Genomic DNA, 26,973 nt, shown 5'->3' with positions numbered 1-26,973 from the left:
GCATCGGCCCGGCCTCAGGCCAGGCCGGAACCCAGTTCGGCGTCGAGATCGGCGAGCCGCTGAGGGGTGCCCACATCGACCCAGCGGCCGGTGTGGCGCGCGCCGCGCACGCGATCCTGCTGCATGGCTTGCCGCAACAGCGGCGCCAGCCGGGCGGCCGTGCCGCGGGCCACGCCCGCGAATAGCATGGGATGGTAGACGCCGATGCCGGAGAAGGTCAAACGGGGCTCGCCGTCAGCGCCCACCCGGCCGTCGCGCTGCAACGTGAAATCTCCTTGCGGGTGTTGCGGCGGGTTGTCCACCAGCAGCAGCCAGGCGCCGCTTGGGGGCAGCCGCGCCGCCTGCATGCCGGCGGCGGCCGGATCCCAGTCGCACCAGACGTCGCCGTTGATCACCAGAAAAGGGTCCGGACCGAGCAGGGGCAAGGCCTGCGCGATGCCGCCGGCGGTTTCCAGGGCGGTGCCCTCGGCGGAATAGCGCAGGCGCAGGCCAAAGGCGGAGCCGTCGCCCAGGGCGCGTTCGATCTCGTGGCCGAGCCAGGCGTGGTTGATGACCACGTCCTGGAAGCCGGCCGCGGCCAGCCGTTCCAGATGCCAGGCGATCAGCGGCTTGCCGCCGACGGGCAGCAAGGGTTTGGGCAACCGGTCGGTCAGCGGCCGCATGCGCTCGCCGCGGCCCGCGGCCAGGATCATGGCGCGCATCAGAAGGTGTATCCGACGCTGACCTGGCGGTCGTCGAGCTTGTCCAGCAGGCGCAGCAGGGGCGTGAAGACGCCGTAGCGCTGCGCCACCTGGCGCACGTAGGCGTTCACGCGCGGCATGTGGGCCAGGTAGTGGGCCTTGCCGTCGCGGTGGTTCAGGCGCGCGAACACGCCCAGGATGCGCAGGTTGCGCTGCAGGCCCATCCATTCATAGGCGCGGTGGAACTCGGCGAAGTCGGCGTCGACCGGCAGGCCGGCCGCGCGCGCCATTTCCCAGTAGCGGATGGCCCAGTCCAACTGTTGCGGCTCTTCCCAGGTGGTGCGGGCGTCGGTAACCAGCGATGCCAGGTCGTAGGTGATGGGCCCGGCCAGGGCGTCCTGGAAGTCGATCACCCCCGGGTTGGGACCATACTGCGGTTGGTCGCAGACCATCAGGTTGGGCGAGTGGTAGTCGCGGTGCACCAGCACGGTCGGCTGGCCGCCATTGCTCGCCGACAGCAGGGCGAAGATCTTCTCCAGGGCCTGCGCGGTCTTGTCGTCGAGCGTGGCGCCGTGGTGCTTCTGCACGTACCACTCGGGAAACAGCTTGAGCTCCTCGGCCAGCCGCGAAGCGTCATAGGCGCCCAGGCCGGTAGTCCTGGCCTGCTGCAGGCGCACCAGCGCCGCCAGGGCATCGCGATACATCGATTGCAGGCGGGCGTCGTCGACGCCGTCCTGGATGCGCTGGTAATAGGTCTGCTCGCCCAGGTCGGACAGCAGCAGCAGGCCCTGGCCGAGGTCCTGCTCGATGACGGCGGGCACGTTCAGGCCGGCATCGCGCAGCAACTGGCCCACGTGCAGGAATGGGCGGCAGTCTTCGTGCTGCGGCGGGGCGTCCATCACAATCAGGGTGCGGCCGGCGGCGTCCAGGCGGAAATAGCGACGGAAACTGGCATCGGCAGAGGCGGGGCGCAGCGTATCCACCGCCAGGCCCAGGGCGGCGGGCAGGCCTTGCAGCCAGGCGCGGATCTGCTCCAGGCGGGGGTCGTGATCGTTTTTCAAGGATGATCCGTGTCAGAAGAGCAATATTGCGTAAAAAAGGGGCGCGCACACATAAGGCTGGGCGTTGGGCGCGGCTTCTCTATAATACCGGCTCGTTTCCGTTAGCATTGGCCCTTTCCAGGCGCCTTTGCCTGGTTCCCCCATCGTCAAAAAGGGCTGTTTTCACTCGTGCGCAAGGTTCGGTGGTTGATCCTATCTGCTATCAGCGTCGCCGGGGCCGTTCAGGCCCAGGGCAGCCAGGGTTCGGCTCCCGCGTCGACCTCGATCACCGCGGCTCCCGAGCTGCGCACGTCTCCCGGCTTGCGGATGCACCGCCTGCCGGACGGCAATATCCCCGCCTATCTGGAAGCGGACACCATCGAAGGTGACCCGGATTCCGACCTGACCCTGACGGGAGCGGCCCAGGTGCGCCGCATCGACGGCGTGATCAAGGGCGACCGCATCAACTACCGCAAGGATACCGGCGAGGTCGACGTGCAGGGCAATGCGCGCATGATGCGCGATGGCACCCTGGTCACCGGTCCGAACGCCAAGTTCAACGTCGACAAGTATTCCGGCGAAGTCGAGAAACCCAGCTTCTGGCTGGGCGCCACCGGCGGCTTCGCCGTGGCCGAGAAGGCCGACATCTTCAGCAAGTCGCAGATGCGGCTGCATACCGTCACGTACAGCGGCTGCTCGTGCGAGACGCCGTCCTGGTACATCAAGGCCAACACGGTCGACATCGACTTCGACGAAAACGAAGGGGTGGCCCGCAATGGCGTGCTGTATTTCAAGGACGTGCCGATCCTGGCTTCGCCCTACATGACCTTCCCGGTCAAGAAAGAGCGCAAGTCGGGCTTCCTGATGCCGACCTACGGCACCACCAGCAAGGGCGGGTTCGATTTCTCGATACCGTATTACCTGAACATCGCGCCCAACTATGACGCGACCCTGCAGCCCCGCTATTTTTCCAAGCGCGGCCTGCAACTGGGCGGCGAATTCCGCTACCTGGGGGCGAGCTATGCCGGCAGCATCTACGGCGCTTACCTGCCGCATGACAATGTCAGCGGCGAAGACCGCTGGATGTACTGGTGGCGCCACCAGCAGCTGTTCGGCAACGGCTTCTATGCCGACTGGGACGTGGCCAAGGTGTCGGACAACGACTACTTCCGCGACATCTCCCAATTGGGCCTGAACCAGGCGTCCACCACCTATCTGCCGCAGCGCGCGCGGGTGGGCTGGTCCTCGACCTACTGGAGCGCCTATGCGCAGGTGTACAAGTACCAGACGCTGCAGGATCCGGACGCGCTGCTGACGCCGCCCTACGACAAGCAGCCCGAACTGTACCTGCGCGGCGCCCGCTACGACTGGGGCGGTTTCGATCTGGATTGGACCTCGACGGCGGTGCGTTTCAGCAAGCCGCTGTTCCTGGGCAATCGCAATGGCCCCAATGGCGACCGCTTCCAGACCTATCCCACGGTGTCCTACCCGATCGTCCGGCCGGGCTGGTTCGTGATTCCCAAGGCGGGCGTCAACTACACCCAATACCAGACCAGTTGGTACAACGGCGACTGGCTCGGCCTGAATTCGGGCACGGCCAATGCCGGCACCGCGTTCGGCTATCCGCGTTCGCAATCGCGCACGGTGCCGATCATGTCGCTGGATGCCGGCCTGATCTTCGAGCGCGACACCACGCTGTTCGGCAAGTCGTCGATCCAGACCCTGGAGCCGCGCCTGTATTACCTGCGCGTGCCGTACCGCGACCAGTCCAAGATCCCGGTCTATGACACGTCGCTGTCCGACTTCAGTTTCTCGCAGGCCTTCGAGGAAAACATCTATTCGGGCGGCTGGGACCGTATTTCCAACGCCAACCAGCTGACCGCCGCGCTGACCACGCGCTGGCTCGATGCCTCGACCGGCTTCGAGCGCGCCTCGCTGGCCGTGGCGCAGCGCCTGTATTTCGCCGACCAGAAAGTGACGCTGCCGGGCGAGACGCCGCGCGAGAACGTGCGTTCCGACTTCCTGGTGGGCGCCAGCGCTGCGCTGACCGACACCTTCAGCACCGATGCGGCGGCCCAGTACAACCCCTACGACAACCGCTGGTCGCGCGCCTTGCTGAGCGGCCGCTGGTCGCCGCAGCGCCTGACGACCGTGGCGCTGGCCTACCGCTACCAGCGCGATCCGCAGCCCGGCGTGCAGTATCAGCCGCAGGGACAGAACCAGATCAGCCTGGCTGTGCAATGGCCCTTCACCAAGCGCTGGTACGGCGTGGGTCGTATCGACTATTCACTGCGCAACGGTCCGTCGAGCACGGTCAGCGGCACCAACGACTCGCCCCGTATCACGCAGGCCATCGCCGGCCTCGAATACAAGGGCGACTGCTGCTGGGTCGGCCGGATGGTGTTCCAGCGCTATGCCGTGTCCGCCACCGATGCCAACACGGCCTTGTTCTTCCAGCTGGAACTGACCGGACTGGGTTCCCTCGGGACCGATCCGATGAACCTGCTGAACAGAAGTATCCCCGGTTACTCGCGCATTACCCCGCCTGTGCCCGCCGGGACCACATTTGAAAGGTATGAATGATGCGTAGGTTGCACTCTTTGCGCCGCTTTACCGGCAACGCGCTCTTGCTGGCCATTTGCGCCGCTTTCCCGGCCGCGCATGCGGCGGAGCCGAACGGCAAGGGTGCCCGGAACGCGCCCGCCGCGCAGAAAAGCGCGCCGCCGCCCGCCGGCGAGCAGTTCGTGGACGGCATCGCCGCCGTGGTCGACAAGGATGTGATCACCCTGCGCGAGCTGCGCGATGCCTCGACCCGCATCGCCGGCGAACTGAAGACGCGCGGCATCCAGGTGCCCGACGACAAGACCTTGCAGCACCAGGTGCTGCAACGTCTCATCATGGAACGCGTGCAGCGCCATGAGGCCGACCGCCTCGGCATCCGCGTCGACGACGCCCAGGTCGACCAGGCCATTGCCACCATCGCCGGCCGCAACAAGATCAGCGTGGCGCAACTGCGCCAGGAAATCGAGAAAACCGGCGTCACCTGGGACAGCTACCGCAAGTCGCTGAAGGACGAAATCCGCGCGGATCGCCTGCGCCAGCGTGCGGTGGACTCCACCATCGTCATTTCCGACGCGGAGGTCGACGCATTCCTCAAGGATCAGCGCCGCAACCCGGCCTTCGCCGCCGCGGCCCAGCGCGCCCAGCCGCAACCCCAACCCGAGGCCGCGCCCGAGCAGGCGGCCGCGGCCGGCCCGATGCTCTACGCCGTCGCCCAGATCCTGGTGCGCGTGCCGGAAGGTTCCTCGCCCGAGCAATTGGCGGCATTGCGCCGCAAGGCCGAGGACCTGCTGGCGCGGGTCAAGCGCGGCGATGACTTCGCCAGCCTGGCCGCCGCCAATTCCGACGGCCCCGAAGCCCTGCAGGGCGGCGTCATGGGCGTGCGTCCGCTGGATGGCTGGCCCGACCTGTTCGCCAAGGCCATCGCCAACCTGCAGAAGGGGCAGGTCAGCGGCCTGCTCCAGAGCGGCAACGGTTTCCACATCCTCAAGGTGATGGACCGCGGCACTGCCCAGCCGGCGCCCAGCCGCACCGCGCGCGCTCCGGCGCCCGCGCAGGCTCCCCAGCCGCAACCGCAGCCGCAACCGCAGCCGCAGGCGCAGCAGGGGCCGGTGGAAGTGATGCAGACGCATGCCCGCCACATTCTGATCAAGACCTCGACCGTCATGAGCGACGCGCAGGCCCGCCAGCGCCTGGAGCAGATACGCCAGCGCCTGGTGGCCGGCGATGCCAAGTTCGCCGACATGGCGCGCCAGTACTCGCAGGACGCGACCGCGCCGCAGGGCGGCGACCTGGGCTGGCTCAATCCCGGTGAAACCGTGCCGCCGTTCGAGGCCGCCATGAATGCCCTCAAGCCGGGCGAGATCAGCCAGCCCATCCAGACGCCGTTCGGCTGGCACCTGATCCAGGTCGAAGAGCGCCGCCAGCATGACGCCACCGATGACCTGGCCCGCATGAAGGCCCGCCAGACCCTGTTCGAGCGCCGCGCCCAACCGGCTTTCGAAGACTGGCTGGACCAACTGCGCGCCCAGGCGTACGTGGACAACCGGCTGGAGAAGCAGGACCGTATCAACCAGAACAACCGCTGATCACAGCCCGGGCTTTTCATGTCTCAACACCAGGCGCGCAAGCGCTTTGGCCAGAACTTCCTGACCGACGAGAGCGTGGTCGAGTCGATCGTGCGGGCGGTCAATCCCGCCCGCGGCGACTCCGTGGTCGAGATCGGGCCCGGCCTGTCGGCGCTGACGCGGCCGCTGCTGGAGCGGCTCGACCATCTGACCGCCGTCGAGATCGACCGCGACCTGGCGGCGCGCCTGCGCAAGCAGTTCGACGAAGGCCGCCTGACCGTGGTCGAGGCCGATGCGCTGACAGTGGATTTTTCGCAGTTCGGCGCGGGGCTGCGGGTGGTCGGCAACCTGCCTTACAACATTTCCAGCCCGCTGCTGTTCCATCTGATGACCTGGGCCGATCACATCCGCGACCAGCATTTCATGTTGCAGCGCGAAGTGATCGACCGCATGGTCGCGCAGCCGGGCAGCGGTGATTTCAGCCGCCTGTCGGTGATGCTGCAATCGCGCTATCGCATGCACAAGCTGTTCGACGTGCCGCCCGAAGCCTTCGACCCGCCGCCCAAGGTGGTGTCGGCCATCGTGCGCATGGTGCCCTTGCCGGCCGAGCGCCTGCGTCCGGTCAGCGCGCGCGCCTTCGAGACGGTGGTGGCGCGTGCCTTCTCGCAGCGCCGCAAGATGCTGCGCCGGGTGCTGGCCGACTGGGCGCCGCAGGTGCCCTGGGAGGCGCTGGACATTGCGCCCACCGCGCGCGCCGAGGATATCTCGGTGGATCGCTACATCCGTCTGTCGGACGCGCTGGTCGAGGCCGGCATTTTGCAGGGCGGCTGACACCGCGTCGCCCCCAAGGCCGGCAAAAACCCGCGTCGAGCGGGTTTTTTTGTCGTGGCGCGGGAGGCGCGGCTACAGCATGCGCTTCTGCGCCGCCATCCACAATTGCATGACGTCGCGGGCGCGGTCGTGCAGCAGGCGCTCGGCGTCGGCCAGGGCCTGTTGCAGCGTGATGGGGCCGGGGGCCAGGCTGAAGGCGGCGCTGATGCCGACGCCATGCAAGGCTTCGTAGCCTTCGCCCAGCGAGCCGGCCAGGGCCACCACCGGCACGCCGGCCTGGTGCGCGATGCGGGCCACGCCCGCCGGCGTCTTGCCACGCAGGGTCTGGGCATCCATGCGGCCTTCGCCGGTGAAGGCGAGCGTGGCGCCCTCCATGGCCCGTGCCAGTCCGCCGAGTTCGGCGACGATCTCGATGCCCGGCCGGAATTGGGCATCCAGGAAAGCCTTGGCGGCGAAGCCCAGGCCGCCCGCCGCGCCCGCGCCAGCCTCGTGGCGGTGGTCGCGACCCAACTGGCGCGCGCAGAGATCGGCGAAGTGGTCCAGCATGGCGTCCAGCGTTTGCACCTGTTCGGGCGTAGCGCCTTTCTGCGGGCCGAAGACATGCGAGGCGCCCTGCGGACCGCATAGCGGGTTGTCGACGTCGGAGGCAATGACGATGCGCGTCTTCGCCAGCCGCGGATCGAGGCCGCGCGGGTCGATGCTGGCCAGTTGGCCCAGCGCGCCGCCGCCGGGCGGCAGGCTGCGGCCGTCGGCATCGAGCAGGCGCAGGCCCAGCGCCGTCAGCATGCCCGCGCCGCCGTCATTGGTGGCCGAGCCGCCCAGACCGAGGATGATGCGTGCGGCGCCGGCATCCAGCGCCGCCAGGATCAGTTCCCCCACGCCGTGGCTGCTGGCGCGCAGCGGGTCACGCCTGGCCGGCGCGATAAGTTCAAGGCCCGCGGCGGCGGCCATTTCGATGACGGCGGTGCCGTCTTCGAGCAGGCCCCAGGTGGCGTCGACCTTGTGGCCGAGCGCATCGTTGACCGTGTGCTGGCGGGCCTGGCCGCCAGCCGCGGCCAACACCGCCTCGACCGTGCCTTCGCCGCCGTCGGCCATCGGGATGCAGACCGTGTGCGCGCCGGGACAGGCGGCCTTGACGCCACGCGCGATGGCCGCGGCCGCGTCGGGGGCGGAAATACTTTCCTTGAAAGAGTCGGGTGCGATGACGATTTTCACGAGGTCGGCCACGGATCGTTGGGGACGGGATGCCGATCATGATACCCGCGTGTCCGCCGCCGTCGTACCATAGCGCTTTCGTTGTTCATGTGAGAGTGGATCGCCATGCCTGTATTGCGCCGCACCAAAATTGTCGCCACCCTGGGGCCCTCGACGTCGACGCCGGAACGCATCGACGCCATGATCAAGGCCGGCCTGGACGTGGCGCGGCTGAACTTCTCGCATGGCAGCGCCGATGACCATCGCGAGCGTGCCCGGCTGGTGCGCGAGAGCGCCGCGCGGCAGGGCCGCTTCGTCGCCATCATGGGCGACCTGCAAGGGCCCAAGATCCGCATTGCGCGCTTCACCGACAAGCTGGTGCAACTGCAGGTGGGTCAGCCGTTCACGCTGTCGCGGGTGCATCCGAAGGACGCGGGCACCGCCAGCATCGTCGGCATCGACTATCCCGAGCTGGTGACCGACTGCCGCGTCGGCGACGAGCTGCTGCTCGATGACGGCCGCGTGGTGCTGGTGGTGGACCGGGTCGAGGGTGACGAGGTCCACACCACAGTCACGGTGGGCGGTCCGCTGTCCAACAACAAGGGCATCAACCGGCGCGGCGGCGGCCTGTCCGCGCCCAGCCTGACCGACAAGGACCGGGTCGACATCAAGCTGGCCGCTGAAATGCAATTGGACTACGTGGCGGTGTCGTTCCCGCGCTATGGCAGCGACATCGACGAGGCGCGCGCGTTGCTGCGCGCCGCCGGCAGCGAGGCCTGGATCATCGCCAAGATCGAGCGCGCCGAAGCCGTGGCCGACGACGAGGCGCTCGATGCGCTGATCCGCGCCAGCGATGGCGTGATGGTGGCGCGCGGCGACCTGGGGGTGGAAGTCGGCGATGCCGAATTGGTGGGCATCCAGAAGCGCATCATCCAGCACGCCCGCACCCTCAACAAAGTGGTGATCACCGCGACCCAGATGATGGAATCGATGATCTCCAGTCCGATGCCCACGCGCGCCGAAGTGTCGGACGTGGCCAACGCGGTGCTGGATTACACCGATGCGGTGATGCTGTCGGCCGAGAGCGCCTCCGGAGCGTATCCGGTGGAAACGGTGCAGGCCATGGCGCGCGTCTGCCTGGGCGCGGAAAAGCATCCCACCAGCACTCAGTCGCACCACCGGCTGGGCGAGACCTTCTCGCGCTGCGACGAGACCATCGCGCTGGCCGCCATGTACGCGGCCAATCACTTCCCGGGCGTCAAGGCCATCATCGCGCTGACCGAAAGCGGCCACACGCCGCTGATCATGTCGCGCATCCGCTCGGGCGTGCCGATCTACTGCTACAGCCCGCACAGTGTCACGCAGAACCGCGTGACCATGTTCCGCGGCGTGTACACGATTCCGTTCGCGCCGTCGGATTATGAGCCGGCCGACCTCAGCAACGCCGCCATCGACGAGCTGAAGAAGCGCAACCTGGTGCAGGCCGGCGACTGGGTCATCCTGACCAAGGGCGATTTCTACCGCGACAGCGGCGGCACCAATGGCATGAAGATCCTGCTGGTGGATTGACGGGGCGTCAGCCGAAGAACCAGTAGCACACGCCGATGGCCGCCAGCACGCCGGCCAGGTCGGCGACCAGCGCGCAACCCACCGCGTGGCGCGCGCGCAGGATGCCGACCGAACCGAAATACACCGCCAGCACGTAAAAGGTGGTTTCGGTGCTGCCTTGCATCACGGCCGCCAGCAGCGCGGGGAAACTGTCCACGCCAAAATGCGTCATGGTCTCGAGCATCATGGCGCGCGCCGCGCTGCCCGAGAACGGCTTGACCAGCGCGGTCGGCAGCGCATCGACGAAGCGCGTGTCCCAGCCGGCGTGCGAGGCTGCCCAGCGGATGCCGTCGAGCAGGAAGTCGAGCGCGCCCGAGGCCCGCAATACCCCGACCGCGCACAGCATCGCCACCAGGTAGGGCAGCAGGCTCTTGGCGATGTCGAAGCCCTCCTTGGCGCCCTCGATGAAGGCCTCGTAGACCGGCACCTTCTTCCAGGCGCCGGCGATGAGAAACGCCAGCAGGATGCTGAACAGCGCCAGGTTGCCCATCAGCGACGACAGCGCGGCGATGGCGCTGGCGGACATGCTGGCCAGCAGCGCCATGAAACCGCCCAGCAGCAGCGCCGCGCCGCCCAGCCACAGCATGACGACGGGATCGAGCAGCCGCAGGCGCTGGCACGCCGCCACCGCCAGCAAGCCCGCCAGCGTCGACGCGCTGGTGGCCAGCAGGATGGGCAGGAACACCAGCGTCGGATCGGCCGCGCCCTGCTGCGCGCGGAACATGAACAGCGTCACTGGCAACAGGGTCAGCGACGAGGCGTTGAGCACCAGGAACAGGATCTGGGCGTTGCTGGCGACTTCCGGAGTGGGATTGAGCGATTGCAATTCGCGCATGGCGCGCAGGCCGATGGGGGTGGCGGCGTTGTCCAGGCCCAGGCCGTTGGCGGCGAAGTTCAGGGTGATCAGGCCGATCGCGGGGTGATTGCGCGGCACTTCGGGCATCAGGCGGCTGAACAGCGGCCCCAGCAGCCACGCCAGCCGCTCTACCAGCCCGGCGCGTTCGGCGATGCGCAGGAAACCCAGCCACAGCGTCAGCGTGCCGAACAGCAGCACCATGACCTCGACCGACACCCGCGCCATGTCGAACAGGCTGGCGACCATGGCGTGGAACACATCCGGATCGCCGATGGCCAGCCAGCGGTACAGGGCGGCCGCGGCGGCAGTCAGGAAAAAGCCCAGCCAGAGTTTGTTCAGCATGCGGTGTGTACCCGTACAGCGATTGGATTGCGCACCAGCGCGGGGAGATCCATTGTCGCAGAGTCGGCGTGCCGCGGTTTGGCCTGGACGGCGCAATTCTGGTACTTTGATTCGATACGCCCAGTAGCATCTCGAATATAGGGGGAACAGATGGATTTCAACGCATGGCGCCGGCGCCGCATCTCCGAGCCCGCGTACCGTTGGGCCCGCAACGCGATGCCGCCGCTCTCCGCCACCGAGCGCGAGGCCATCGAGGCCGGCGATACCTGGTGGGAGGCCGACCTGTTCACCGGCAACCCGAATTGGCGCAAGCTGCTGGACCTGCCCGCGGCGACCCTGACGCCCGATGAGCAGCGTTTCATCGACGGCCCGGTGGCGCAACTGTGCGCCATGCTGGACGAATGGGACATCACCTGGCATCGGCGCGACCTGCCCGCGGAAGTCTGGGATTTTCTCAAGGCACAGCGTTTTTTCGGCATGATCATCCCCAAGCGCCACGGCGGCCTGGGTTTCTCGCCCTATGCGCACTCCGAGGTGGTGCGGCGCATCTCCGCCTATTCGATCACCGCCGGCGTCACGGTCATGGTGCCCAACTCGCTCGGGCCGGGCGAGCTGCTGATGCAGTTCGGCACGCAGGCCCAGCGCGATTACTGGCTGCCGCGCCTGGCCGACGGCCGCGAGGTGCCGTGCTTCGGGCTGACCAGCCCCGAGGCCGGTTCCGACGCCGCCTCCATGGTGGACACCGGCGTGGTCTGCCGCCAGGTGATCGATGGCCGCGAGCTGATCGGCGTGCGCCTGAACTGGCACAAGCGCTACATCACGCTGGGGCCGGTCGCCACCGTGCTGGGGCTGGCGTTCAAGATGTCCGACCCCGACGGCATCCTGGGTGGGGCGCGCGACATCGGCATCTCGGTGGCGCTGGTGCCGACCGACGCGCCCGGTGTCGAGATCGGCCGCCGCCATCTGCCGGCGATGCAGGTTTTCCAGAACGGCCCCAATCGCGGGCGCGACGTGTTCGTGCCGCTGGACGCCCTGATCGGCGGGGTCGAGCGCGCCGGCCATGGCTGGCAGATGCTGATGAGCGCGCTGGCCGCCGGGCGCGGTATTTCGCTGCCGTCGCTGTCGGCGGCGGCGTGCGTGATGAGCGCGCATGCCACCGGCATGTATGCGCGGGTGCGCGAACAGTTCGGCCTTCCCGTCGGCAAGTTCGAGGGCGTGCAGGAAAAGCTGGCCAGCCTGGCGGGCAATGCCTACCTGGTGGAAGCGGCGCGGCGCCTGACCTGCGCGGCGCTGAACCAGGGCGTCAAGCCGGCCGTGGTGTCGGGCATCATGAAATACCATGCGACCGAGCGCATGCGGGTGTCGGTCAACGATGCCATGGACGTGCACGCGGGGCGCGCCGTGATCGACGGGCCCAGCAATTACCTCGGGGCGCTGTACCGTGCGGTGCCCATCGCCATCACGGTCGAGGGCGCCAACATCCTGACGCGTAATCTGATCATCTTCGGCCAGGGCGCGATCCGCGCCCATCCCTACCTGATGCCGGAAATCCTGGCGCTCGGCAATCCCGACGAAGAGCGCGGCATGGAGGTGTTCCATGACGTGTTCTGGCGCCATCTGCGCCACGCCGGCATGAATACCCTGCGCGCCATCGGCCGCGCCTGGACCGGCGGCGTGCTGGCGCCGTCACCGGTGTCCGGCCCGACCGCCAGCCATTACCGCCGGCTGGGCCGCTATGCCGCCGGTTTCGCGCTGCTGGCCGACGCCGCGCTGGCGCGGCTGGGCGGCGGCCTCAAGCGCCGCGAGATGCTGTCGGCGCGGCTGGGCGACATCCTGTCCGAGCTATACCTGCTGTCGGCCGTGCTCAAACGCTGGGAGGACGAGGGGCGCAAGCATGACGACCTGCCGCTGGTGCATTGGTGCATGGCGCGCGGCTACGCCGAGATCGAAACGCGCATGGACCAGGTGCTGTCCAACCTGCCCGGCCGGCCGCTGGCCTGGGCCTTGCGGGCCGCGATCCTGCCGCGCCGGTCGGCACGGGGGCCGGATGATGCGCTGACCCGCGAATGCGCGGAACTGCTGCTCAAGCCGTCGCCGACGCATGCGCGGCTGGCCGCCGACCTCCAGCGTACGTCCGCCGAGACGGGCGCCGGCGATGATCCGCTGGCGCTGCTGACCCGCGCCTTCGCCCTGGTGGACGCGGTGCAGCCGATCCGTGACCGGCTGCGCCAGTCGGGCGTGCGCGATTGGCGCGAAGCGCACCGGCACGGCGCCATCACGGCGGCCCAGGCGGCACAGCTGGAAGAGGCCGAGGCGCTCGTGTCGCAGGTGCTGCAGGTGGATGATTTCGCGCCGGAGGAATTGGCGCCGGACGCGGACCCGCGCCGGGCGCCGGCGGACGCTCAATCGTCCTGATTCGGATCCATGCCCGGAAACAGGATTTCGGTGAAGCCGAACTTCGAGAAATCCTGGATCCGGGAGGGGTAGAGGCGGCCGATCAGGTGGTCGCATTCGTGCTGCACCACGCGGGCGTGGAAGCCCTCGGCCTCGCGCTCGATGTCGCGGCCGTAGGGGTCCTTGCCCTGGTAGCGGATATGGCGGTAGCGCGGCACCAGGCCGCGCAGCCCCGGCACCGACAGGCAGCCTTCCCAGCCGTCTTCCATGTCGTCCGACAGCGGCGTGATGACCGGATTGCACAGGATGGTCTGCGGCACCGCGGGCGCATCGGGATAGCGCTCGTTGCGGTCGAAGCCGAAGATGACCAGTTGCAGGTCCACGCCGATCTGCGGCGCGGCCAGCCCCACCCCTTGCGCCGCCGCCATGGTCTCGAACATGTCTTCGATCAGGGCGTGCAGCTCGGGAGTGTCGAAGCGTTCGACCGGCGGCGCCACGCGCAGCAGCCGGGGGTCGCCCATTTTCAGGATGGTATGGATCATGGCGATGGTGGGCGGAGCCTCAGTCCACCCGTCCTTTCTTCTGGATGAACTCGATCTTATAGCCGTCCGGATCCTCGATGAAGGCGATCACGGTGCTGCCGTGCTTCATCGGGCCGGCCTCGCGGGTGACCTTGCCGCCGCGTTCCTTGACCTTGTCACAGGCCTCGTAGGCGTTGTCGACTTCCAGGGCGATGTGGCCGTAGCCGGTGCCCAGGTCGTACTTGTCGGTGTCCCAGTTGTGGGTCAGCTCGATCACGGCGCCTTCGGATTCTTCCTGGTAGCCGACGAAGGCCAGCGTGAACTTGCCGTCGGGGTAGTCGTTGCGGCGCAGCACGCGCATGCCAAGCACGTTGGTGTAGAAGTCGATGGACTTGTCGAGGTTGCCGACTCGCAGCATGGTGTGGAGCATACGCATGGTGAAATTCCTTTAGCGATGAGGGGCGGAGTCACGGAACCGGTTGCCGCGGCGGGCGCAACCGGCCTAGAACTGAGGAAGCGACGCCGGGTCGTGGCGTCGCAGTACGTTTTTCGCTGCTTCGAAATCCGGCAGGATCTGGCCGACTTCGCGCCAGAAGTCCTGGCTGTGGTTCATTTCGCGCAGGTGGGCCAGTTCGTGCGCGATGACATAGTCGATGATGGCCGGCGCGAAGTGGATCAGGCGCCAGTTCAGCATGATGTTGCCGTCGCTGGTGCACGAACCCCAGCGCGTGGCCGCGGACGACAGGCGCCAGCGGCGGATCTTCAGGCCGCTGATCTGCAGGAAATGCGCCAGCCGGGCGCCGAACCAGGCGCCGGCGCGCTGTTGCAGCCAGGCCTGGGCGGCATCGCGGACGCGGCCCTGGTCGGCGTCGGCCGGCAGTGCCAGCCAGAGCGTGTCGCCGTCAGCCGGCGCTTCGGCGTCGCCGGACAGGCGGGTCTGACGGCTGTCGCCGCCCACGCCCAGCACGATGCGCTTGCCCAGGTAGGGCAACTCGCCGCCGGCCTGCCAGCGTGTGTGCGCCATCGCCAACTGCTGCTTGCGGGTATGCCACTCGCGCAGCTTGGCGACGATCCAGCGGGATTTTTCGCGCACCGCGTCGTCGATCTGCGTCAGCGTGACCCAGTTGGGCGCGGTGACGCGCAGGCCGTCGTCGGTGATGACGAAGCCGATGCTGCGGCGGCGCGAGCGCAGCAGCACGAAGCCGATGGGTTGCGGGCCGGTGTCCACCTCGCGCCAGCGCGCGCCGGGCGGCAGCGGATCGGGGCAGGGAGTGGGCACGCGCGCGGCGGCGTTGGGCGATGGCGTCAGCAGCGGTTCGCCGGCGGGCCCGGGCGCGCTGGCGGCGGCGGGAGGAAACAGCGGCGCGGGGGGCGTGGCCACCGGCGCCTTGCGGGGCGCGGGAGACGCGGTCAGCGGCGATGCGTCCAGGGACGCATCGGCGTCTTGCACGTCGAACAGGAGTTCGAGCTGGTCAGTGCTGGGCATACCTTTCTGGATTGAGACGCCGCATTTCCCCTTCGATCCAGTCCTGGACTTTCCGGTTCAGTTCCTCGGGGGAGATTCCTTTCGATTCTATCGCGGGACCGATGGACAGCGTAACCATGCCCGGATGTTTCACGAAGGCGTTGCGGCGCCAGCATTCGCCGGCGTTGTGCGCCACCGGGATGACCACCGCGCCGGTGCGCGAGGCCAGCAGCGCGCCGCCCATCTTGAAGCGCGCGGTCTTGCCTGGCGGCACGCGGGTGCCTTCGGGAAACAGCAGCGGCCAGCGGCCTTCGTCCAGCCTTGCCTGTCCCTGCTTGACCACCTGTTCGAAGGCGTCGCGGCCCTTGGCGCGGTCGATGGCGATCATGCGCAGCAGCGCCAGGCCCCAGCCGAAGAACGGCACCAGGTGCAGTTCCTTCTTGTAGACGAAGCAGACCTCGCGCGGCATGTGGGCCGGGAAGAACAGGGTCTCCCAGGCCGACTGGTGCTTGGACAGCAGCACCGCCGGGCCGTCGGGCAGATTTTCCCAGCCCTTGACCTGCCAGCGGATGCCGCAGATGACCTTGGCGCCCCAGATCGCCAGGCGCGGCCAGCCCACCGTGAGCTTGTAGCGCAGGTGCTGCGGCAGCGGCGCCCACAGCACGCAGGCGAACGCGTATGGGATGACCGTGACGGACAGGAACAGGAAGTAGAGGAGCGAGCGCAGCCAGGCCATCAGTTGTCCTGCAGCAGGGCGTCGACCACGGCCGACAGGTCGTCGCAGACCCGGGTGCTCTCGGGCAGGCCACCCTTGGCCAGCGTCTTCCCGCCATTGCCGGTCCGCACCAGCCAGGGCGAGCAGCCGGCCGCGGCGGCGGCCTGCAGGTCGCGCAGCGAGTCGCCCACGGCCGGCACGCCGGCCAGCTCGGCATCATAGCGGTGGCCGATCTGCTCGAACAGGCCGGGACGCGGCTTGCGGCAGGTGCAGTTGTCGTCCGGGCCGTGCGGGCACATGAAGATGGCATCGACGCTGCCACCGGCCGCGGCCAGCTCGCGCCGCATCTTGGTGTGGATGGCGGTCAGCGTGTCCATGTCGAACAGGCCGCGGGCCAGGCCCGACTGGTTGGTGGCGACCACCACCGTCCAGTCCGCCTGGGTCAGGCGGGCGATGGCCTGCAGGCTGCCGGGCAGGGCGATCCATTCGTCGGGATGCTTGACGAAGGCGTCGCTGTCCTGGTTGATGACGCCGTCGCGGTCGAGGATGATGAGTTTCACTGTGCCAGCCTGGAAATGTCAGCGACCTGGTTCATCAGGGTGTGCAACTGCCCCAGCAGCGCCAGCCGGTTGGCGCGCACCGCCGGGTCCTCCGCCATCACCATGACGTCGGCGAAGAAGGCGTCCACCGGTTCGCGCGCCTGGGCCAGGGTGCGCAGGTTGGCGGCGAAATCGCCGGCGGCCAGTTGCGCCTCGGCTTGCGGGCGCAGCGTGGCGATGGCGGCGGCCAGCGTCTTTTCGGCGGGTTCGACCAGGGCGTCGGCATTGACCGCGCCGATCTCGCCTTCGGCCTTCTTGAGCAGATTGCCGATGCGCTTGTTGGCGGCGGCCAGGCTGGCGGCCTCGGGCATCTGCGCGAAGGCGGCGGCGGCGCGCACGCGCGCGGCCACCTGGTGCAGCGGCGGCGTCAGGGCGACGACGGCCTCGACCGCGTTGCGGTCATGTTCGTTGATCAGCTGGTTGCGGTAGCGCTCATAGATGAAGGCGCGCACCTCGGCCAGCGTCTCGGCGGGGATCTTGCCGGCCGGGAAGGTGGCGGCGGTGGCGGCCAGCAGGCCGTCCAGCGACAGCGGGCCGTCCTGGTTGAGCTTGAGCCAGCCGCCGGCGGCCAGTTGCTCGAAGGCGCTGATCAGGCCCAGCGCGGCGCGGCGCAGGCCGAAGGGGTCGCGTTCGCCGGTGGGCGCCAGACCGATCGCCCAGATGCCGACCAGGGTTTCGGCGCGTTCGGCGATGAACAGCGTGGCGGCCGTCAGGTCGTCCTGCGAGACCGGCGTGTCGTAGCGGTTGCGGTACTGGGTGCGCAGCGCCTGCACGACGCTGTCCGGCTCGCCGTCTCCGGCGGCGTAGTAGGCGCCCATGATGCCTTGCAGCTCGGGGAATTCGCCCACCATGTTCGAGCCCAGGTCGGCCTTGGCCAGCAGGGCGGCGCGGTCGGCGGCGGCGACGTCGCCGCCCAGCTTGCCGGCCACATCGCGGGCGATGGCGCGCACGCGTTCGACGCGTTCGAGCTGGGTGCCCAGCTTGTTGTGGTAGACGATCGAGCCCAGCTGTTCGACGCGCGCGGCCAGCGGCGTCTTGCGGTCGGTCTCGAAGAAGAACTGGGCGTCGGCCAGGCGCGGACGCACCACGCGCTGGTTGCCTTCGACGATGTTCACCGGGTTGTCCGTGTGCATGTTGCTCACGATCAGGAAGCGGTGCGTCAGGCGGCCGCTGGCCGGGTCGAACAGCGGGAAGTACTTCTGGTTCAGGCGCATGGTCAGGATCAGGCATTCCTGCGGCACTTGCAGAAACTGTTCCTCGAACTCGCCCACGTAGACGGTGGGGTGTTCGACCAGGGCGGTGACTTCATCGAGCAGGGCGGCCACTTCCGGGTCGTCGCCCAGCGTGGCCGACAGGCGGCCGGCGTGCTCCAGCAACTGGCGCTGGATCTCGTCGCGGCGGCCTTCGAACGAGGCCACTACGCGGCCCTTCTCGGCCAGGGTGGCGGCGTAGGCGTCGGCATCGGCGATGGTGATGGCGCCGCTGCTCATGTAGCGGTGGCCCAGCGTGTCGCGGCCGGCATTCAGGCCAAGCGCGGCCACGGGCACGACGTCGGCGCCGAACAGCGCGATCAGGCCGTGCGCCGGGCGCACGAACTTGACGGTGGTGACGCCATCGGCCAGCTGGTAGCGCATGACCTTGGGGATCGGCAGGCCGTCGATGGCCGCGTCGATGCCTTCCTGCAGGCCGGCGGCCAGCGCGGCGCCGGGGGCGGTGCCGCGGGCGACCAGGTAATCCTGCTTGCCGTCGGATTCACGTTCCAGGGTGGAAAGGTCGATGTTCTCCAGGCCCTTGGCGGCCAGCTTCTTCTGCAGCGCCGGGGTGGCCTTGCCGTCTTCGGTCAGGCCGATCTTCACCGGCATCAGCTTTTCGGCGTAGGCCTGGTCGGGCGCCTGGGCCAGCACGGCCGACAGGCGCACCGCCAGGCGGCGCGGCGTGGCGTAGGGCTGCACGGTGCAGCCGTCTGCCAGCAGGCCGTGGCGCGCCAGCGTGGCGCGCACGCCTTCGGCGAAAGCCTGGCCCAGCTTCTGCAGGGCCTTGGGCGGGAGTTCTTCGGTCAGCAGCTCGACCAGCAGGGGGCGGATGTTCGTCGTCATTTATGCAGCCTCCCCGGCGGCCTGGTCGCGGCCCAGCATGGGAAAGCCCAGTCGTTCGCGGGAATCGTAATAAGCCTGCGCGACGGCGCGCGACAGGTTGCGGATGCGGCCGATGTAGGCGGCGCGCTCGGTGACGCTGATCGCGCCGCGCGCGTCCAGCATGTTGAAGGTGTGCGCGGCCTTGAGCGTGGCCTCGTAGGCGGGCAGGGCCAGCGGCACGTCCATCAGGCGCTTGGCCTCGGCTTCGTAGTCGTTGAAGTGCGCGAACAGCATCTCGGCCGACGAGTACTCGAAGTTGTAGGTCGACTGTTCCACTTCGTTCTGGTGGAACACGTCGCGGTACAGCACGCGCCTGCCGTTGGCGCCTTCGGTCCAGACCAGGTCGTACACGCTTTGCACGTCCTGCAGATACATGGCCAGGCGTTCCAGGCCGTAGGTGATCTCGCCCGTGGTCGGGGTGCAATCCAGGCCGCCGACCTGCTGGAAGTAGGTGAACTGGGTCACTTCCATGCCGTTCAGCCAGACTTCCCAGCCCAGGCCCCAGGCGCCCAGCGTGGGGTTTTCCCAGTCGTCCTCGACGAAGCGGATGTCGTGCTGCGTGGGGTCGATGCCCAGCGCCTTGAGCGAGCCGATGTACAGGTCCAGGATTTCCGGGGGCGCGGGTTTCAGCACCACCTGGTACTGGTAATAGTGCTGCAGGCGGTTGGGGTTTTCGCCGTAGCGGCCGTCCTTGGGCCGGCGCGAGGGCTGCACGTAGGCCGCGCGCCAGGGTTCCGGGCCGATCGCCCGCAGGAAGGTGGCGGTGTGCGAGGTGCCGGCGCCGACTTCCATGTCGTAGGGCTGCAGCAGGGCGCAACCCTGCTTGTCCCAGTATTCCTGGAGCGTAAGGATGATTTGCTGAAAGGTGAGCATAGGATTCTTGGAATTCGGTCGCCGGGCGACGTTTGCCGTGGGCGTGGGAAACCCGGCATTTTAACTGGCCCGGGGCGGCCCTGGGGCCGGACCCCGGAATCACGGTTACATCCACGCGGTTACATCTTTGCCGCGACGTGTCCCAGGTGGACACCGCCCGGGCGCCGCCCTGCGGCGGGCGGGCATTGGTCGTATCATTCCGGGTTGACCTGTCTTATATAAAACCAACATCCAACCCCCCCGGAAGGAGCATCCGCATGTCTGACCTGATCAAGGTGGAAGTCGCCGACGGCATCCAGATCATCACCATCAACCGCCCCGAGGCCAAGAACGCCATCAACCTGGAAACCGCCCAGGCCATGGCCGCCGCGCTGGATCAGATGGACAGCCGCGACGACGTGCGCATCGGCATCCTGACGGGCGCGGGCGGGACGTTCTCGTCGGGCATGGACCTGAAGGCCTTCGCCAAGTCGGGCCAGCGCCCCTACGTCGAGGGCCGGGGCTTCGCCGGGCTGAACGAAGCGCCGCCGAAAAAGCCGCTGATCGCCGCGGTCGAGGGCTACGCGCTGGCCGGCGGTTGCGAGATGGCCCTGGCGTCCGACCTGATCGTGGCCGCCAGCAATGCCAAGTTCGGCCTGCCCGAGGTCAAGCGTGGCCTGGTGGCCGGCGCCGGTGGCATGCTGCGCCTGCCGCGCCGCTTGCCGTACCACATCGCCATGGAAGTGATCCTGACCGGCGACATGCTGGGCGCCGAGCGCGCCTACGGCTTCGGCCTGGTCAATCGCCTGACCGAGCCGGGCGGCGCCCTGGCCGGCGCGCTGGAGCTGGCCCGCGCCATCGTCGAAAACGGCCCGCTGTCGGTGCAGACCGCCAAGAGCATCGTGGCGCAGTCCGGCGACTGGACCCAGGAAGAGATGTTCAACCGCCAGCGTCCGCTGATCGCCCATATCTTCGCGTCGGCCGACGCCAAGGAAGGCGCCACGGCTTTCGCGGAAAAGCGCAAGCCGGTCTGGCAAGGCAAATGAATGAATGCGCCCACGCCGCGCCCGCTGCGCGAGCTGGCTGCCCCCCAGGGGGGGCTTTTGCCTTGGGGCGGCCCGGCGGGGGAGAGACCCCCACGCCGCGCCCGCTGCGCGAGCTGGCTGCCCCCCAGGGGGGCCCTTTTGCCTTGGGGCGGCCCGGCGGCAAAAGAAAAGTATTCCTTTCACCCGCGCGGCTGGCCGGTAGGGCGGCCGCGTTTTCACGTTATCCCTTCGTTAATCGCATATCGCCATGTCCGTCCTCATCAAAGAAGAAGACTTCATCCAGTCGATAGCCGATGGCATCCAGTTCATCAGCTATTACCATCCCGTTGACTACATCCGCCACCTGGCGCGCGCCTACGAGCGCGAGGAAAGCCCGGCCGCGCGCGATGCGATGGCCCAGATCCTGACCAACTCGCGCATGTGCGCCGAGGGCAAGCGTCCGCTGTGCCAGGACACCGGCATCGTCAACGTCTTCCTGAAGGTCGGCATGGGCGTGCGTTTCGACACCAAGCGCACCCTGCAGGAACTGTGCGACGAAGGCGTCCGCCGCGGCTACCTGAACCCGGACAACCCCCTGCGCGCCTCGGTGCTGGACGACCCGCTGTTCGCCCGCAAGAACACCCGCGACAACACCCCCTGTATCCTGCACGTCGAACTGGTCCCGGGTGACAAGGTCGACGTGCAGCTGGCGTCGAAGGGCGGCGGTTCGGAAAACAAGTCCAAGTTCGCCATGCTCAACCCCAGCGATTCGCTGGTGGACTGGGTGCTCAAGACGGTCCCGACCATGGGCGCCGGCTGGTGCCCGCCGGGCATGCTGGGCATCGGCGTCGGCGGCACCGCCGAAAAGGCCATGCTGATGGCCAAGCAGTCGTTGATGGAAGACATCGACATGTACGAACTGCTGGCCCGCGGCCCGCAGAACAAGCTCGAAGCGCTGCGCATCGAACTGTACGAAAAGGTCAACGCGCTGGGCATTGGCGCCCAGGGCCTGGGCGGCCTGACCACGGTGCTGGACGTCAAGATCAACACCTTCCCGACGCACGCGGCCTCCAAGCCCGTCGCCATGATCCCGAACTGCGCGGCCACCCGCCATGCCCACTTCGAGCTGGACGGCTCGGGCCCGGCGCGCCTGGACCCGCCGTCGCTGTCCGAATGGCCGGAAGTGCACTGGGCGCCGGACTACAACAAGTCCAAGCAGGTCGACCTGAACTCGCTGACCAAGGAAGAAGTCGCCAGCTGGAAGCCGGGCCAGACCCTGCTGCTGTCGGGCAAGATGCTGACCGGCCGCGACGCCGCGCACAAGCGCATCCAGGACATGCTGGCCAAGGGCGAGCCGCTGCCGGTGGACTTCACCAACCGCGTCATCTACTACGTCGGTCCGGTCGATCCGGTGCGCGACGAAGTGGTGGGCCCGGCCGGCCCCACCACCGCGACCCGCATGGACAAGTTCACCGACATGATGCTGGAGCAGACCGGCCTGATCGCCATGATCGGCAAGTCCGAGCGCGGCCCGGTCGCCATCGAGTCGATCAAGAAGCACGGCTCGGCCTACCTGATGGCCGTGGGCGGCGCGGCCTACCTGGTGTCCAAGGCGATCCGCGGCGCCAAGGTGCTGGGCTTTGCGGACCTGGGCATGGAAGCCATCTACGAGTTCGACGTGAAGGACATGCCGGTGACCGTGGCGGTGGATGCCCAGGGCACCTCGGTCCACACCACCGGCCCGAAGGAATGGCAGGCCAGGATCGGCAAGATTCCCGTCGCCGTGGCGTAAGCCGGCAGCGGCAACGCAAATCGGGCGCCGATCACGGCGCCCGATTTTTTTTTGGCGATGCATGGCGCGCCCGCGTGGGGGCCTCATTTCGTTCGTCCGCCGCAGCGCGCCTGTTTCAGTAGCGCACGTATTCCAGCGCCGGTTGGGCGGACGTCCGCGCGCCGGTCGTTGTGCCGGCCTTGGCGGGGCTGGGCTGCGCGTCATAGACGCCTTGCAGTTCCTGGGCCGCTTCGGCCGTCATCTGGGTGATGTCCTCGGTGACTTCGCCCAGCTTGGCCGACTGCGCCAGCGACACTTCCACGACTTCGCCCATGATCTCGGTGACGCGGCGCGACGAGGTGACGATGTTCTCCATGGTTGCGCCAGCGGACTGCACCTGTTCGGCGCCGTTGCCGATCTGCTCGACCGAGGTGGTGATCAGGTGCTTGATCTCCTTGGCCGCGGCGGCGCTGTTCTGCGCCAGGCTGCGCACTTCCGCCGCCACCACCGCGAACCCCCGGCCGTGCGGGCCGGCCCGCGCCGCTTCGACCGCGGCGTTCAGCGCCAGGATGTTGGTCTGGAAGGCAATGCCGTCCATCACGCCAATGATTTCGGAGATGCGCCGCGAGCTGTCGGTGATGGCGCCCATCGTGGCCACCACACCGGCCACGGTCTTGCCGCCCTCCTCGGCAACGCGACAGGCATCGCGTGCCAGGATATTGGCCTGGCTGGCGCGTTCGGCGTTCTCGGTCAGGCCTTGCACCGCCACGCGCAGCGTCTGCGCGGCGGTGAAGCGCTTGGTGATGTCGGTGGCGAATTTCACCACTTTGAACGGCCGCCCCTCGGCGTCGAAGATGGGGTTGTAGCTGGCCTCGATCCAGACGCGCCGGCCATTCTTGCCGATGCGCAGGTACTGGCCGGTGTCGTACTGGCCGCCGCGCAGCTTGCGCCAGAAGTCCTGGTAGGCCGGGGCGCGCACTTCCTCGGGCAGCACCAGCATGCTGTGATGGCGGCCGCGCAATTCGTCCGCGCGATAGCCCATCGCCTCCAGGAACAGGTCGTTGGCGCGGATGATGGTGCCGTCCAGTTCGAATTCGATGATGCCCTGCACCTTGGAGATGGCCGCCAACTGGCCTTCGGTGTCGGCCTGGCGGCACTGCTGCTCGGTGACGTCCATCGCATACTTGGCCACCTTGAAAGGCCGGCCCTGCGGGTCGAGGATCGGGTTGTAGCTGGCCTGCAGCCAGACGTCGCTGCCGTCCTTGTGGATGCGGCGATAGCGTCCGGCGTCGTATTCGCCGCGCTTGAGCTTGTCCCAGAAGGCCCGGTACTGCTGCGAATCGCGGCGCTCGGGCGCGACGAACAGGCGGTGATGCTGGCCCACCAGCTCGCTCAGCGCGTAGCCCATGAGGTCGAGGAAATTCCGGTTGGCCGCCAGTACATGGCCGTCCAGGTCGAACTCGATGATCGCCTGCGCCTTGTGGATGGCCGCGAGCTGCCCTTGCAGGTCGGCATGTCGGGTATCGCGTTCGCGGCGGAACAGGCGCTTGAGGGGGCGGATCGCTGGCATGAAGGCTCGCTCGGCGCGATGGGCGGTGAATGAATCGGTGGCCCGAATCATAGAATCAAAACCCTCGCCGGATGCGCGCCTTCATTCGTTATGTTGTCCGATATGTGGGGGCGTCACTCAGCGCCTTGGCGATGCGTCTCCATCCATTCCGCGATGGCCCGCGGCGACTTGCCCAGCACCTCGCGCAGCACTTCCTCGGTGTGCTGGCCCAGCAGCGGCGGGGCGCGCCGATACACCACCGGAGAATCCGAAAAGCGCAACGGACTGGCGGTGACGGGCGCGACACCGCCCGCCGGATGCGGCAGGTCGCGGCGCAGCTGCCGCGCCTGCGCCTGCGGGTGCGCAAACGCCTGGGCGATGTTGTTGATCGGCCCGCAGGGCACGCCGACCGCCTCCAGCCTGGCGATCCAGTCGTCGCGTGCGCCCTGGCGCATGATGGCGGCCAGTATCGCCACCAGTTCCTCGCGGTGGGTCACGCGCAGCCGGTTGCTGGCAAAGCGCGGATCGTCGCCCAGTTCCGGCGCGCCGATGGCGTTGCAATAGGCGCGGTACTGCGATTCGTTGCCGGTGGCGACGATCAGGTGGCCGTCGCTGGCGGCGAATACCTGGTAGGGCACCACGTTCTGGTGGGCATTGCCGGCGCGCGTCGGCGCCACGCCGGAATTGAAGTAGTTGGAATTCTGGTTGGCCAGCAGCGCCACGTGGCTGTCCAGCAGCGCGATATCCAGATGCTGCCCGAGCCCGCTGCGATGGCGTTCCTGCAGCGCCGCCAGGATGGCCACGGTGGCGTACATGCCGGTGACGATGTCGGTGACCGCCACGCCGGCCTTCTGCGGGCCGCCGCCGGGCAGGTCGTCGCGTTCACCAGTGATGCTCATCAGGCCGCCCATGCCCTGGATCATGAAGTCGTAGCCAGGGCGCCGCGCGAACGGCCCGTCCTGGCCGAAGCCGGTGACCGAACAATAGATCAGGCGCGGGTTGATGGCCTTCAGGCTGGCGTAGTCCAGTCCGTACTTGGCCAGGCCGCCGACCTTGAAATTCTCCACCAGGATGTCGCTGACCGCGGCCAGTTCGCGGATCAGCGCCGCGCCTTGCGGCGTGGCCATGTCGGCCTCGACCGAGCGCTTGTTGCGGTTGGCGCTGAGATAGTAGGCCGACTCGTTGGTGTCGACGCCCTCGCCATCCTTGAGGAAAGGCGGCCCCCAGGCGCGGGTATCGTCGCCCACGCCGGGGCGCTCGATCTTGATGACGTCGGCGCCCAGGTCGGCCAGGTTCTGCGTGCACCACGGGCCGGCCAGGATGCGCGACAGGTCCAGCACGCGGATGCCGTCCAGCGCGGGCGGGCGCGTCATGGCCGCACCTCGGCGGTGCCGTGGCTCATGACGACGATGTCGCGCTCGACGGCGCGGGCGATGAAGCGGATCTGGCCATCGGCCATGCGCCACATGTCGCATTGCAGGGTTTCACCCGGATAGACCGGGGCCGAGAAGCGCGCGTCCAGCCGCGTCAGGCGCGCGGCATCGTAGTCGCACCAACTCTTGACCAGCGCATGCGCGGCCACGCCGTAGGAGCACAGACCATGCAGGATCGGCTTGGGATAGCCGGCCTGGTGCGCAACCTCGGGGTCGGCGTGCAGCGGATTGCGGTCGGCGTTCAGGCGATACAGCAGCGCCGCCTGCGGCGGGATGCGCAGTTCGCAGCGGCGTTCGGGTTCGCCTTGCGGCGCGGCGGGCAGCGGTTCGGGGCCGGCGTCGCCCTGGCCGAAGCCGCCATCGCCACGGCAGAAGGTGCTCTGTTGCAGCGTCGCCAGGTGCGCGCCGGCGCTGTCGTGCAGGGTGCGCTCCGTGATGACGATGGCGCCCTTGTCCGCGCCCTTGTCGATGACGTGGGTGACGCGGCTCCTGCCGATCACGGTGCCGGACGTGGGCAAGGGCGCGTGCACCGCCAGCCGCTGCTCGCCATGCACCAGCCGCACCCAGTCGATGCCGGCGCGCGGGTCGCTCATCCAGAATCCGGGGTAGCCCAGCACCACGCTCATGGTGGGAAAGGCGCGCAGGTCCTTTTCGTACACGTAGCGCAACTGCCGGGGGTCCTCGGGGTCCTGCCCCAGGCCGATGCCCAGCGCGTACAGCATGGTGTCCTTGTCGTCGTAGTGCTGGCGCACGTCGTCGAAACGCCAGTGCTTCACGGTTGCATAGTCGAGCGGCATGGCGGCCTCAAATGGGATCCCAGTCGATCACGTCGGGCGAGCGCTCCAACGCGTAGAAGTGCTTGCGCATGGCGGGCACGGCGATCTCGCCGATCAGCTCGGGCGTCCAGCCTTCGCTGTAGTGCACGCTGCGCAGCGGCCGCGGCTGGCTCATCAGCATGATCTCGTTGGCGCGCACCGCGAACACCTGCGCGGTGATGGCGCTGGCCGCGTCACTGGCCAGGTACACGGCCATGGGCGCGACCTTGTCGGCTTCCATCTTCTTGAGTTTCTCGACGCGCGCCTTTTCCTCGTCGGTCTCGGCGGGAATGGAGCTGGTCATGCGGCTCCAGGCGAACGGCGCGATGCAGTTCGAACGCACGTTGTAGCGCGCCATGTCCAGCGCGATCGACTTGGACAGCGCCACGATGCCGAGCTTGGCGGCAGCGTAGTTGGCCTGGCCGAAGTTGCCGATCAGGCCCGAGGTGGACGTCATGTGCACCAAGGCGCCCGCTTCCTGTTCGCGGAAATACGGCGCCGCGGCGCGGCTCATGAAGAACGAGCCGTTCAGATGCACGTCGATGACCTGGCGCCATTCTTCTTCGCTCATCTTGTGGAACACGCGGTCGCGCAGATTGCCGGCGTTGTTGACCACCGCGTCGATGCGGCCGAAGGCGTCGATGGCGGTCTGGATGACGCGGCTGGCGCTGTCGTAGGCGGCCACGCTGTCGGTGTTGGCGACGGCCTGTCCGCCGGCCGCGGTGATTTCGCGCGCCACGGCCTGCGCGGGGCCTTCGCCGCCGCCTTCGCCGGTAAGCGAGACGCCGATGTCGTTGACCACCACCTTGGCGCCCGCCCGCGCCATGGCCAACGCGATGCCGCGGCCGATGCCGCCGCCCGCGCCGGTAACGACCACTACCTTGCCGGAAACAATACCGCTCATTGGGACTCACTCCTGATGCCGCGGCACGCCGCGAGGGAAACCATTCCGCGTCAAACCGTATGGTTTACGGGGTTGCACCATGGTATGTTCGTCACGGCATTCGAAGAATTCAAAATT

General features: G+C 68.1%; 22 protein-coding genes. 7 read left to right on the top strand and 15 right to left on the bottom strand.

The features are described 5' to 3' along the window. Positions 1 to 14 precede the first annotated feature (14 nt). Both murU and K2W61_RS03755 read right to left on the bottom strand, forming a co-directional pair. Positions 15 to 701, bottom strand: a complete 687-nt coding sequence (murU, locus tag K2W61_RS03760) for an N-acetylmuramate alpha-1-phosphate uridylyltransferase MurU (protein ID WP_175131122.1) — start codon at positions 699 to 701, stop codon at positions 15 to 17. Next, positions 701 to 1,741 carry an aminoglycoside phosphotransferase family protein gene (locus tag K2W61_RS03755; protein ID WP_175141932.1) on the bottom strand — a complete coding sequence of 347 codons (1,041 nt, stop codon included), beginning with the start codon at positions 1,739 to 1,741 and terminating at the stop codon, positions 701 to 703. Before K2W61_RS03755 ends, murU begins: the two co-directional genes overlap by 1 nt. Before the next feature lie 168 nt (positions 1,742 to 1,909). On the opposite strand from K2W61_RS03755, the gene K2W61_RS03750 reads away from it, so the two are divergent. From K2W61_RS03750 to rsmA, 3 genes are read left to right on the top strand one after another with little or no spacing between them, the layout of a single operon-like run. Then, the gene (locus K2W61_RS03750) at positions 1,910 to 4,303 is read left to right on the top strand and encodes an LPS-assembly protein LptD (protein ID WP_236755070.1); all 2,394 of its coding nucleotides are present in this window, start codon (positions 1,910 to 1,912) and stop codon (positions 4,301 to 4,303) included. Further along, complete coding sequence (locus tag K2W61_RS03745; RefSeq protein ID WP_236755069.1) at positions 4,300 to 5,868, top strand: peptidylprolyl isomerase; 1,569 nt, start codon at positions 4,300 to 4,302, stop codon at positions 5,866 to 5,868. Before K2W61_RS03750 ends, K2W61_RS03745 begins: the two co-directional genes overlap by 4 nt. A gap of 18 nt (positions 5,869 to 5,886) precedes the next feature. Continuing rightward, positions 5,887 to 6,678, top strand: coding sequence for a 16S rRNA (adenine(1518)-N(6)/adenine(1519)-N(6))-dimethyltransferase RsmA (gene rsmA / locus K2W61_RS03740; RefSeq protein WP_175131126.1), 792 nt, complete (start codon positions 5,887 to 5,889; stop codon positions 6,676 to 6,678). A 72-nt stretch (positions 6,679 to 6,750) separates the two neighbouring features. Here rsmA and K2W61_RS03735 read toward each other — a convergent pair whose 3' ends face one another. After that, a complete protein-coding gene (locus tag K2W61_RS03735) occupies positions 6,751 to 7,893 on the bottom strand; it encodes a glycerate kinase (protein WP_175131127.1) in 1,143 nt (380 codons plus the stop codon). 105 nt (positions 7,894 to 7,998) lie between these two features. On the opposite strand from K2W61_RS03735, the gene pyk reads away from it, so the two are divergent. Then, a complete protein-coding gene (gene pyk / locus K2W61_RS03730; protein WP_175141929.1) occupies positions 7,999 to 9,441 on the top strand; it encodes a pyruvate kinase in 1,443 nt (480 codons plus the stop codon). 7 nt (positions 9,442 to 9,448) lie between these two features. Here the strand turns inward: pyk and K2W61_RS03725 are convergent, their stop codons facing one another. Then, on the bottom strand, positions 9,449 to 10,678 hold the full coding sequence (locus K2W61_RS03725) for a nucleoside recognition domain-containing protein (RefSeq protein ID WP_175131129.1): 1,230 nt from the start codon (positions 10,676 to 10,678) through the stop codon (positions 9,449 to 9,451). A gap of 150 nt (positions 10,679 to 10,828) precedes the next feature. Here K2W61_RS03725 and K2W61_RS03720 point away from each other — a divergent pair, with 150 nt between their 5' ends. Continuing rightward, on the top strand, positions 10,829 to 13,093 hold the full coding sequence (locus K2W61_RS03720; protein WP_236755068.1) for an acyl-CoA dehydrogenase: 2,265 nt from the start codon (positions 10,829 to 10,831) through the stop codon (positions 13,091 to 13,093). On the opposite strand, the gene def is transcribed toward K2W61_RS03720, so the two are convergent. The 7 genes from def to glyQ all read right to left on the bottom strand — a co-directional run bounded on the left by def (position 13,081) and on the right by glyQ (position 19,380). Beyond that, positions 13,081 to 13,614, bottom strand: a complete 534-nt coding sequence (gene def, locus K2W61_RS03715) for a peptide deformylase (RefSeq protein WP_175131131.1) — start codon at positions 13,612 to 13,614, stop codon at positions 13,081 to 13,083. The genes K2W61_RS03720 and def overlap by 13 nt on opposite strands. 19 nt (positions 13,615 to 13,633) lie before the next feature. Further along, the gene (gene gloA, locus K2W61_RS03710) at positions 13,634 to 14,029 is read right to left on the bottom strand and encodes a lactoylglutathione lyase (RefSeq protein ID WP_236755067.1); all 396 of its coding nucleotides are present in this window, start codon (positions 14,027 to 14,029) and stop codon (positions 13,634 to 13,636) included. 66 nt (positions 14,030 to 14,095) lie between these two features. Next, positions 14,096 to 15,079, bottom strand: a complete 984-nt coding sequence (locus K2W61_RS03705) for a M48 family metallopeptidase (RefSeq protein WP_236755066.1) — start codon at positions 15,077 to 15,079, stop codon at positions 14,096 to 14,098. Further along, positions 15,066 to 15,794, bottom strand: a complete 729-nt coding sequence (locus K2W61_RS03700; protein WP_175131134.1) for a lysophospholipid acyltransferase family protein — start codon at positions 15,792 to 15,794, stop codon at positions 15,066 to 15,068. The genes K2W61_RS03705 and K2W61_RS03700 overlap by 14 nt, the downstream gene beginning before the upstream one ends. After that, positions 15,794 to 16,333, bottom strand: coding sequence for a D-glycero-beta-D-manno-heptose 1,7-bisphosphate 7-phosphatase (gene gmhB, locus K2W61_RS03695; protein ID WP_175131135.1), 540 nt, complete (start codon positions 16,331 to 16,333; stop codon positions 15,794 to 15,796). Before gmhB ends, K2W61_RS03700 begins: the two co-directional genes overlap by 1 nt. Then, positions 16,330 to 18,468: a glycine--tRNA ligase subunit beta gene (glyS, locus tag K2W61_RS03690; protein ID WP_236755065.1), complete on the bottom strand. Its 2,139-nt coding sequence runs from the start codon at positions 18,466 to 18,468 to the stop codon at positions 16,330 to 16,332. The genes gmhB and glyS overlap by 4 nt, the downstream gene beginning before the upstream one ends. Next, positions 18,469 to 19,380 carry a glycine--tRNA ligase subunit alpha gene (gene glyQ / locus K2W61_RS03685; RefSeq protein ID WP_175131137.1) on the bottom strand — a complete coding sequence of 304 codons (912 nt, stop codon included), beginning with the start codon at positions 19,378 to 19,380 and terminating at the stop codon, positions 18,469 to 18,471. Positions 19,381 to 19,637: 257 nt separating this feature from the next. Between glyQ and K2W61_RS03680 the strand changes: the two genes are divergently transcribed. Continuing rightward, the gene (locus K2W61_RS03680; RefSeq protein WP_175131138.1) at positions 19,638 to 20,405 is read left to right on the top strand and encodes a crotonase/enoyl-CoA hydratase family protein; all 768 of its coding nucleotides are present in this window, start codon (positions 19,638 to 19,640) and stop codon (positions 20,403 to 20,405) included. A gap of 247 nt (positions 20,406 to 20,652) precedes the next feature. Next, entirely contained in the window at positions 20,653 to 22,176 is a 1,524-nt protein-coding gene (locus K2W61_RS03675; RefSeq protein ID WP_175131139.1) for a fumarate hydratase, read from the top strand. Positions 22,177 to 22,291: 115 nt separating this feature from the next. Here the strand turns inward: K2W61_RS03675 and K2W61_RS03670 are convergent, their stop codons facing one another. The 4 genes from K2W61_RS03670 to K2W61_RS03655 form a co-directional block, all read right to left on the bottom strand. After that, positions 22,292 to 23,725, bottom strand: a complete 1,434-nt coding sequence (locus K2W61_RS03670; RefSeq protein ID WP_236755064.1) for a methyl-accepting chemotaxis protein — start codon at positions 23,723 to 23,725, stop codon at positions 22,292 to 22,294. Between the two features lie 113 nt (positions 23,726 to 23,838). After that, entirely contained in the window at positions 23,839 to 25,077 is a 1,239-nt protein-coding gene (locus K2W61_RS03665; RefSeq protein WP_175131140.1) for a CaiB/BaiF CoA transferase family protein, read from the bottom strand. Beyond that, positions 25,074 to 25,934 carry a MaoC/PaaZ C-terminal domain-containing protein gene (locus tag K2W61_RS03660; protein ID WP_175131141.1) on the bottom strand — a complete coding sequence of 287 codons (861 nt, stop codon included), beginning with the start codon at positions 25,932 to 25,934 and terminating at the stop codon, positions 25,074 to 25,076. Before K2W61_RS03660 ends, K2W61_RS03665 begins: the two co-directional genes overlap by 4 nt. A gap of 7 nt (positions 25,935 to 25,941) precedes the next feature. Beyond that, on the bottom strand, positions 25,942 to 26,856 hold the full coding sequence (locus K2W61_RS03655; RefSeq protein ID WP_236755063.1) for an SDR family NAD(P)-dependent oxidoreductase: 915 nt from the start codon (positions 26,854 to 26,856) through the stop codon (positions 25,942 to 25,944). Positions 26,857 to 26,973: the final 117 nt, after the last annotated feature.

It is taken from the genome of Achromobacter pulmonis, assembly GCF_021733725.1.
GTDB lineage: Bacteria > Pseudomonadota > Gammaproteobacteria > Burkholderiales > Burkholderiaceae_B > Achromobacter > Achromobacter pulmonis.
The sequence above is the reverse complement of the archived record's forward strand: the minus strand, read 5'-3'. Positions and strand labels throughout refer to the sequence as shown.

What these genes read in the sequence shown, in the direction of transcription:
- def (WP_175131131.1), bottom strand. Translation starts at nt 13,614, where the DNA reads ATGATCCATACCATCCTGAAAATGGGCGACCCCCGGCTGCTGCGCGTG.
- K2W61_RS03720 (WP_236755068.1), top strand. Translation starts at nt 10,829, where the DNA reads ATGGATTTCAACGCATGGCGCCGGCGCCGCATCTCCGAGCCCGCGTAC.
- K2W61_RS03680 (WP_175131138.1), top strand. Translation starts at nt 19,638, where the DNA reads ATGTCTGACCTGATCAAGGTGGAAGTCGCCGACGGCATCCAGATCATC.
- pyk (WP_175141929.1), top strand. Translation starts at nt 7,999, where the DNA reads ATGCCTGTATTGCGCCGCACCAAAATTGTCGCCACCCTGGGGCCCTCG.
- rsmA (WP_175131126.1), top strand. Translation starts at nt 5,887, where the DNA reads ATGTCTCAACACCAGGCGCGCAAGCGCTTTGGCCAGAACTTCCTGACC.
- glyQ (WP_175131137.1), bottom strand. Translation starts at nt 19,380, where the DNA reads ATGCTCACCTTTCAGCAAATCATCCTTACGCTCCAGGAATACTGGGAC.
- K2W61_RS03675 (WP_175131139.1), top strand. Translation starts at nt 20,653, where the DNA reads ATGTCCGTCCTCATCAAAGAAGAAGACTTCATCCAGTCGATAGCCGAT.
- K2W61_RS03745 (WP_236755069.1), top strand. Translation starts at nt 4,300, where the DNA reads ATGATGCGTAGGTTGCACTCTTTGCGCCGCTTTACCGGCAACGCGCTC.
- K2W61_RS03700 (WP_175131134.1), bottom strand. Translation starts at nt 15,794, where the DNA reads ATGGCCTGGCTGCGCTCGCTCCTCTACTTCCTGTTCCTGTCCGTCACG.
- K2W61_RS03655 (WP_236755063.1), bottom strand. Translation starts at nt 26,856, where the DNA reads ATGAGCGGTATTGTTTCCGGCAAGGTAGTGGTCGTTACCGGCGCGGGC.
- K2W61_RS03705 (WP_236755066.1), bottom strand. Translation starts at nt 15,079, where the DNA reads ATGCCCAGCACTGACCAGCTCGAACTCCTGTTCGACGTGCAAGACGCC.
- K2W61_RS03665 (WP_175131140.1), bottom strand. Translation starts at nt 25,077, where the DNA reads ATGACGCGCCCGCCCGCGCTGGACGGCATCCGCGTGCTGGACCTGTCG.
- K2W61_RS03670 (WP_236755064.1), bottom strand. Translation starts at nt 23,725, where the DNA reads ATGCCAGCGATCCGCCCCCTCAAGCGCCTGTTCCGCCGCGAACGCGAT.
- gloA (WP_236755067.1), bottom strand. Translation starts at nt 14,029, where the DNA reads ATGCGTATGCTCCACACCATGCTGCGAGTCGGCAACCTCGACAAGTCC.
- murU (WP_175131122.1), bottom strand. Translation starts at nt 701, where the DNA reads ATGCGCGCCATGATCCTGGCCGCGGGCCGCGGCGAGCGCATGCGGCCG.
- glyS (WP_236755065.1), bottom strand. Translation starts at nt 18,468, where the DNA reads ATGACGACGAACATCCGCCCCCTGCTGGTCGAGCTGCTGACCGAAGAA.
- K2W61_RS03725 (WP_175131129.1), bottom strand. Translation starts at nt 10,678, where the DNA reads ATGCTGAACAAACTCTGGCTGGGCTTTTTCCTGACTGCCGCCGCGGCC.
- K2W61_RS03660 (WP_175131141.1), bottom strand. Translation starts at nt 25,934, where the DNA reads ATGCCGCTCGACTATGCAACCGTGAAGCACTGGCGTTTCGACGACGTG.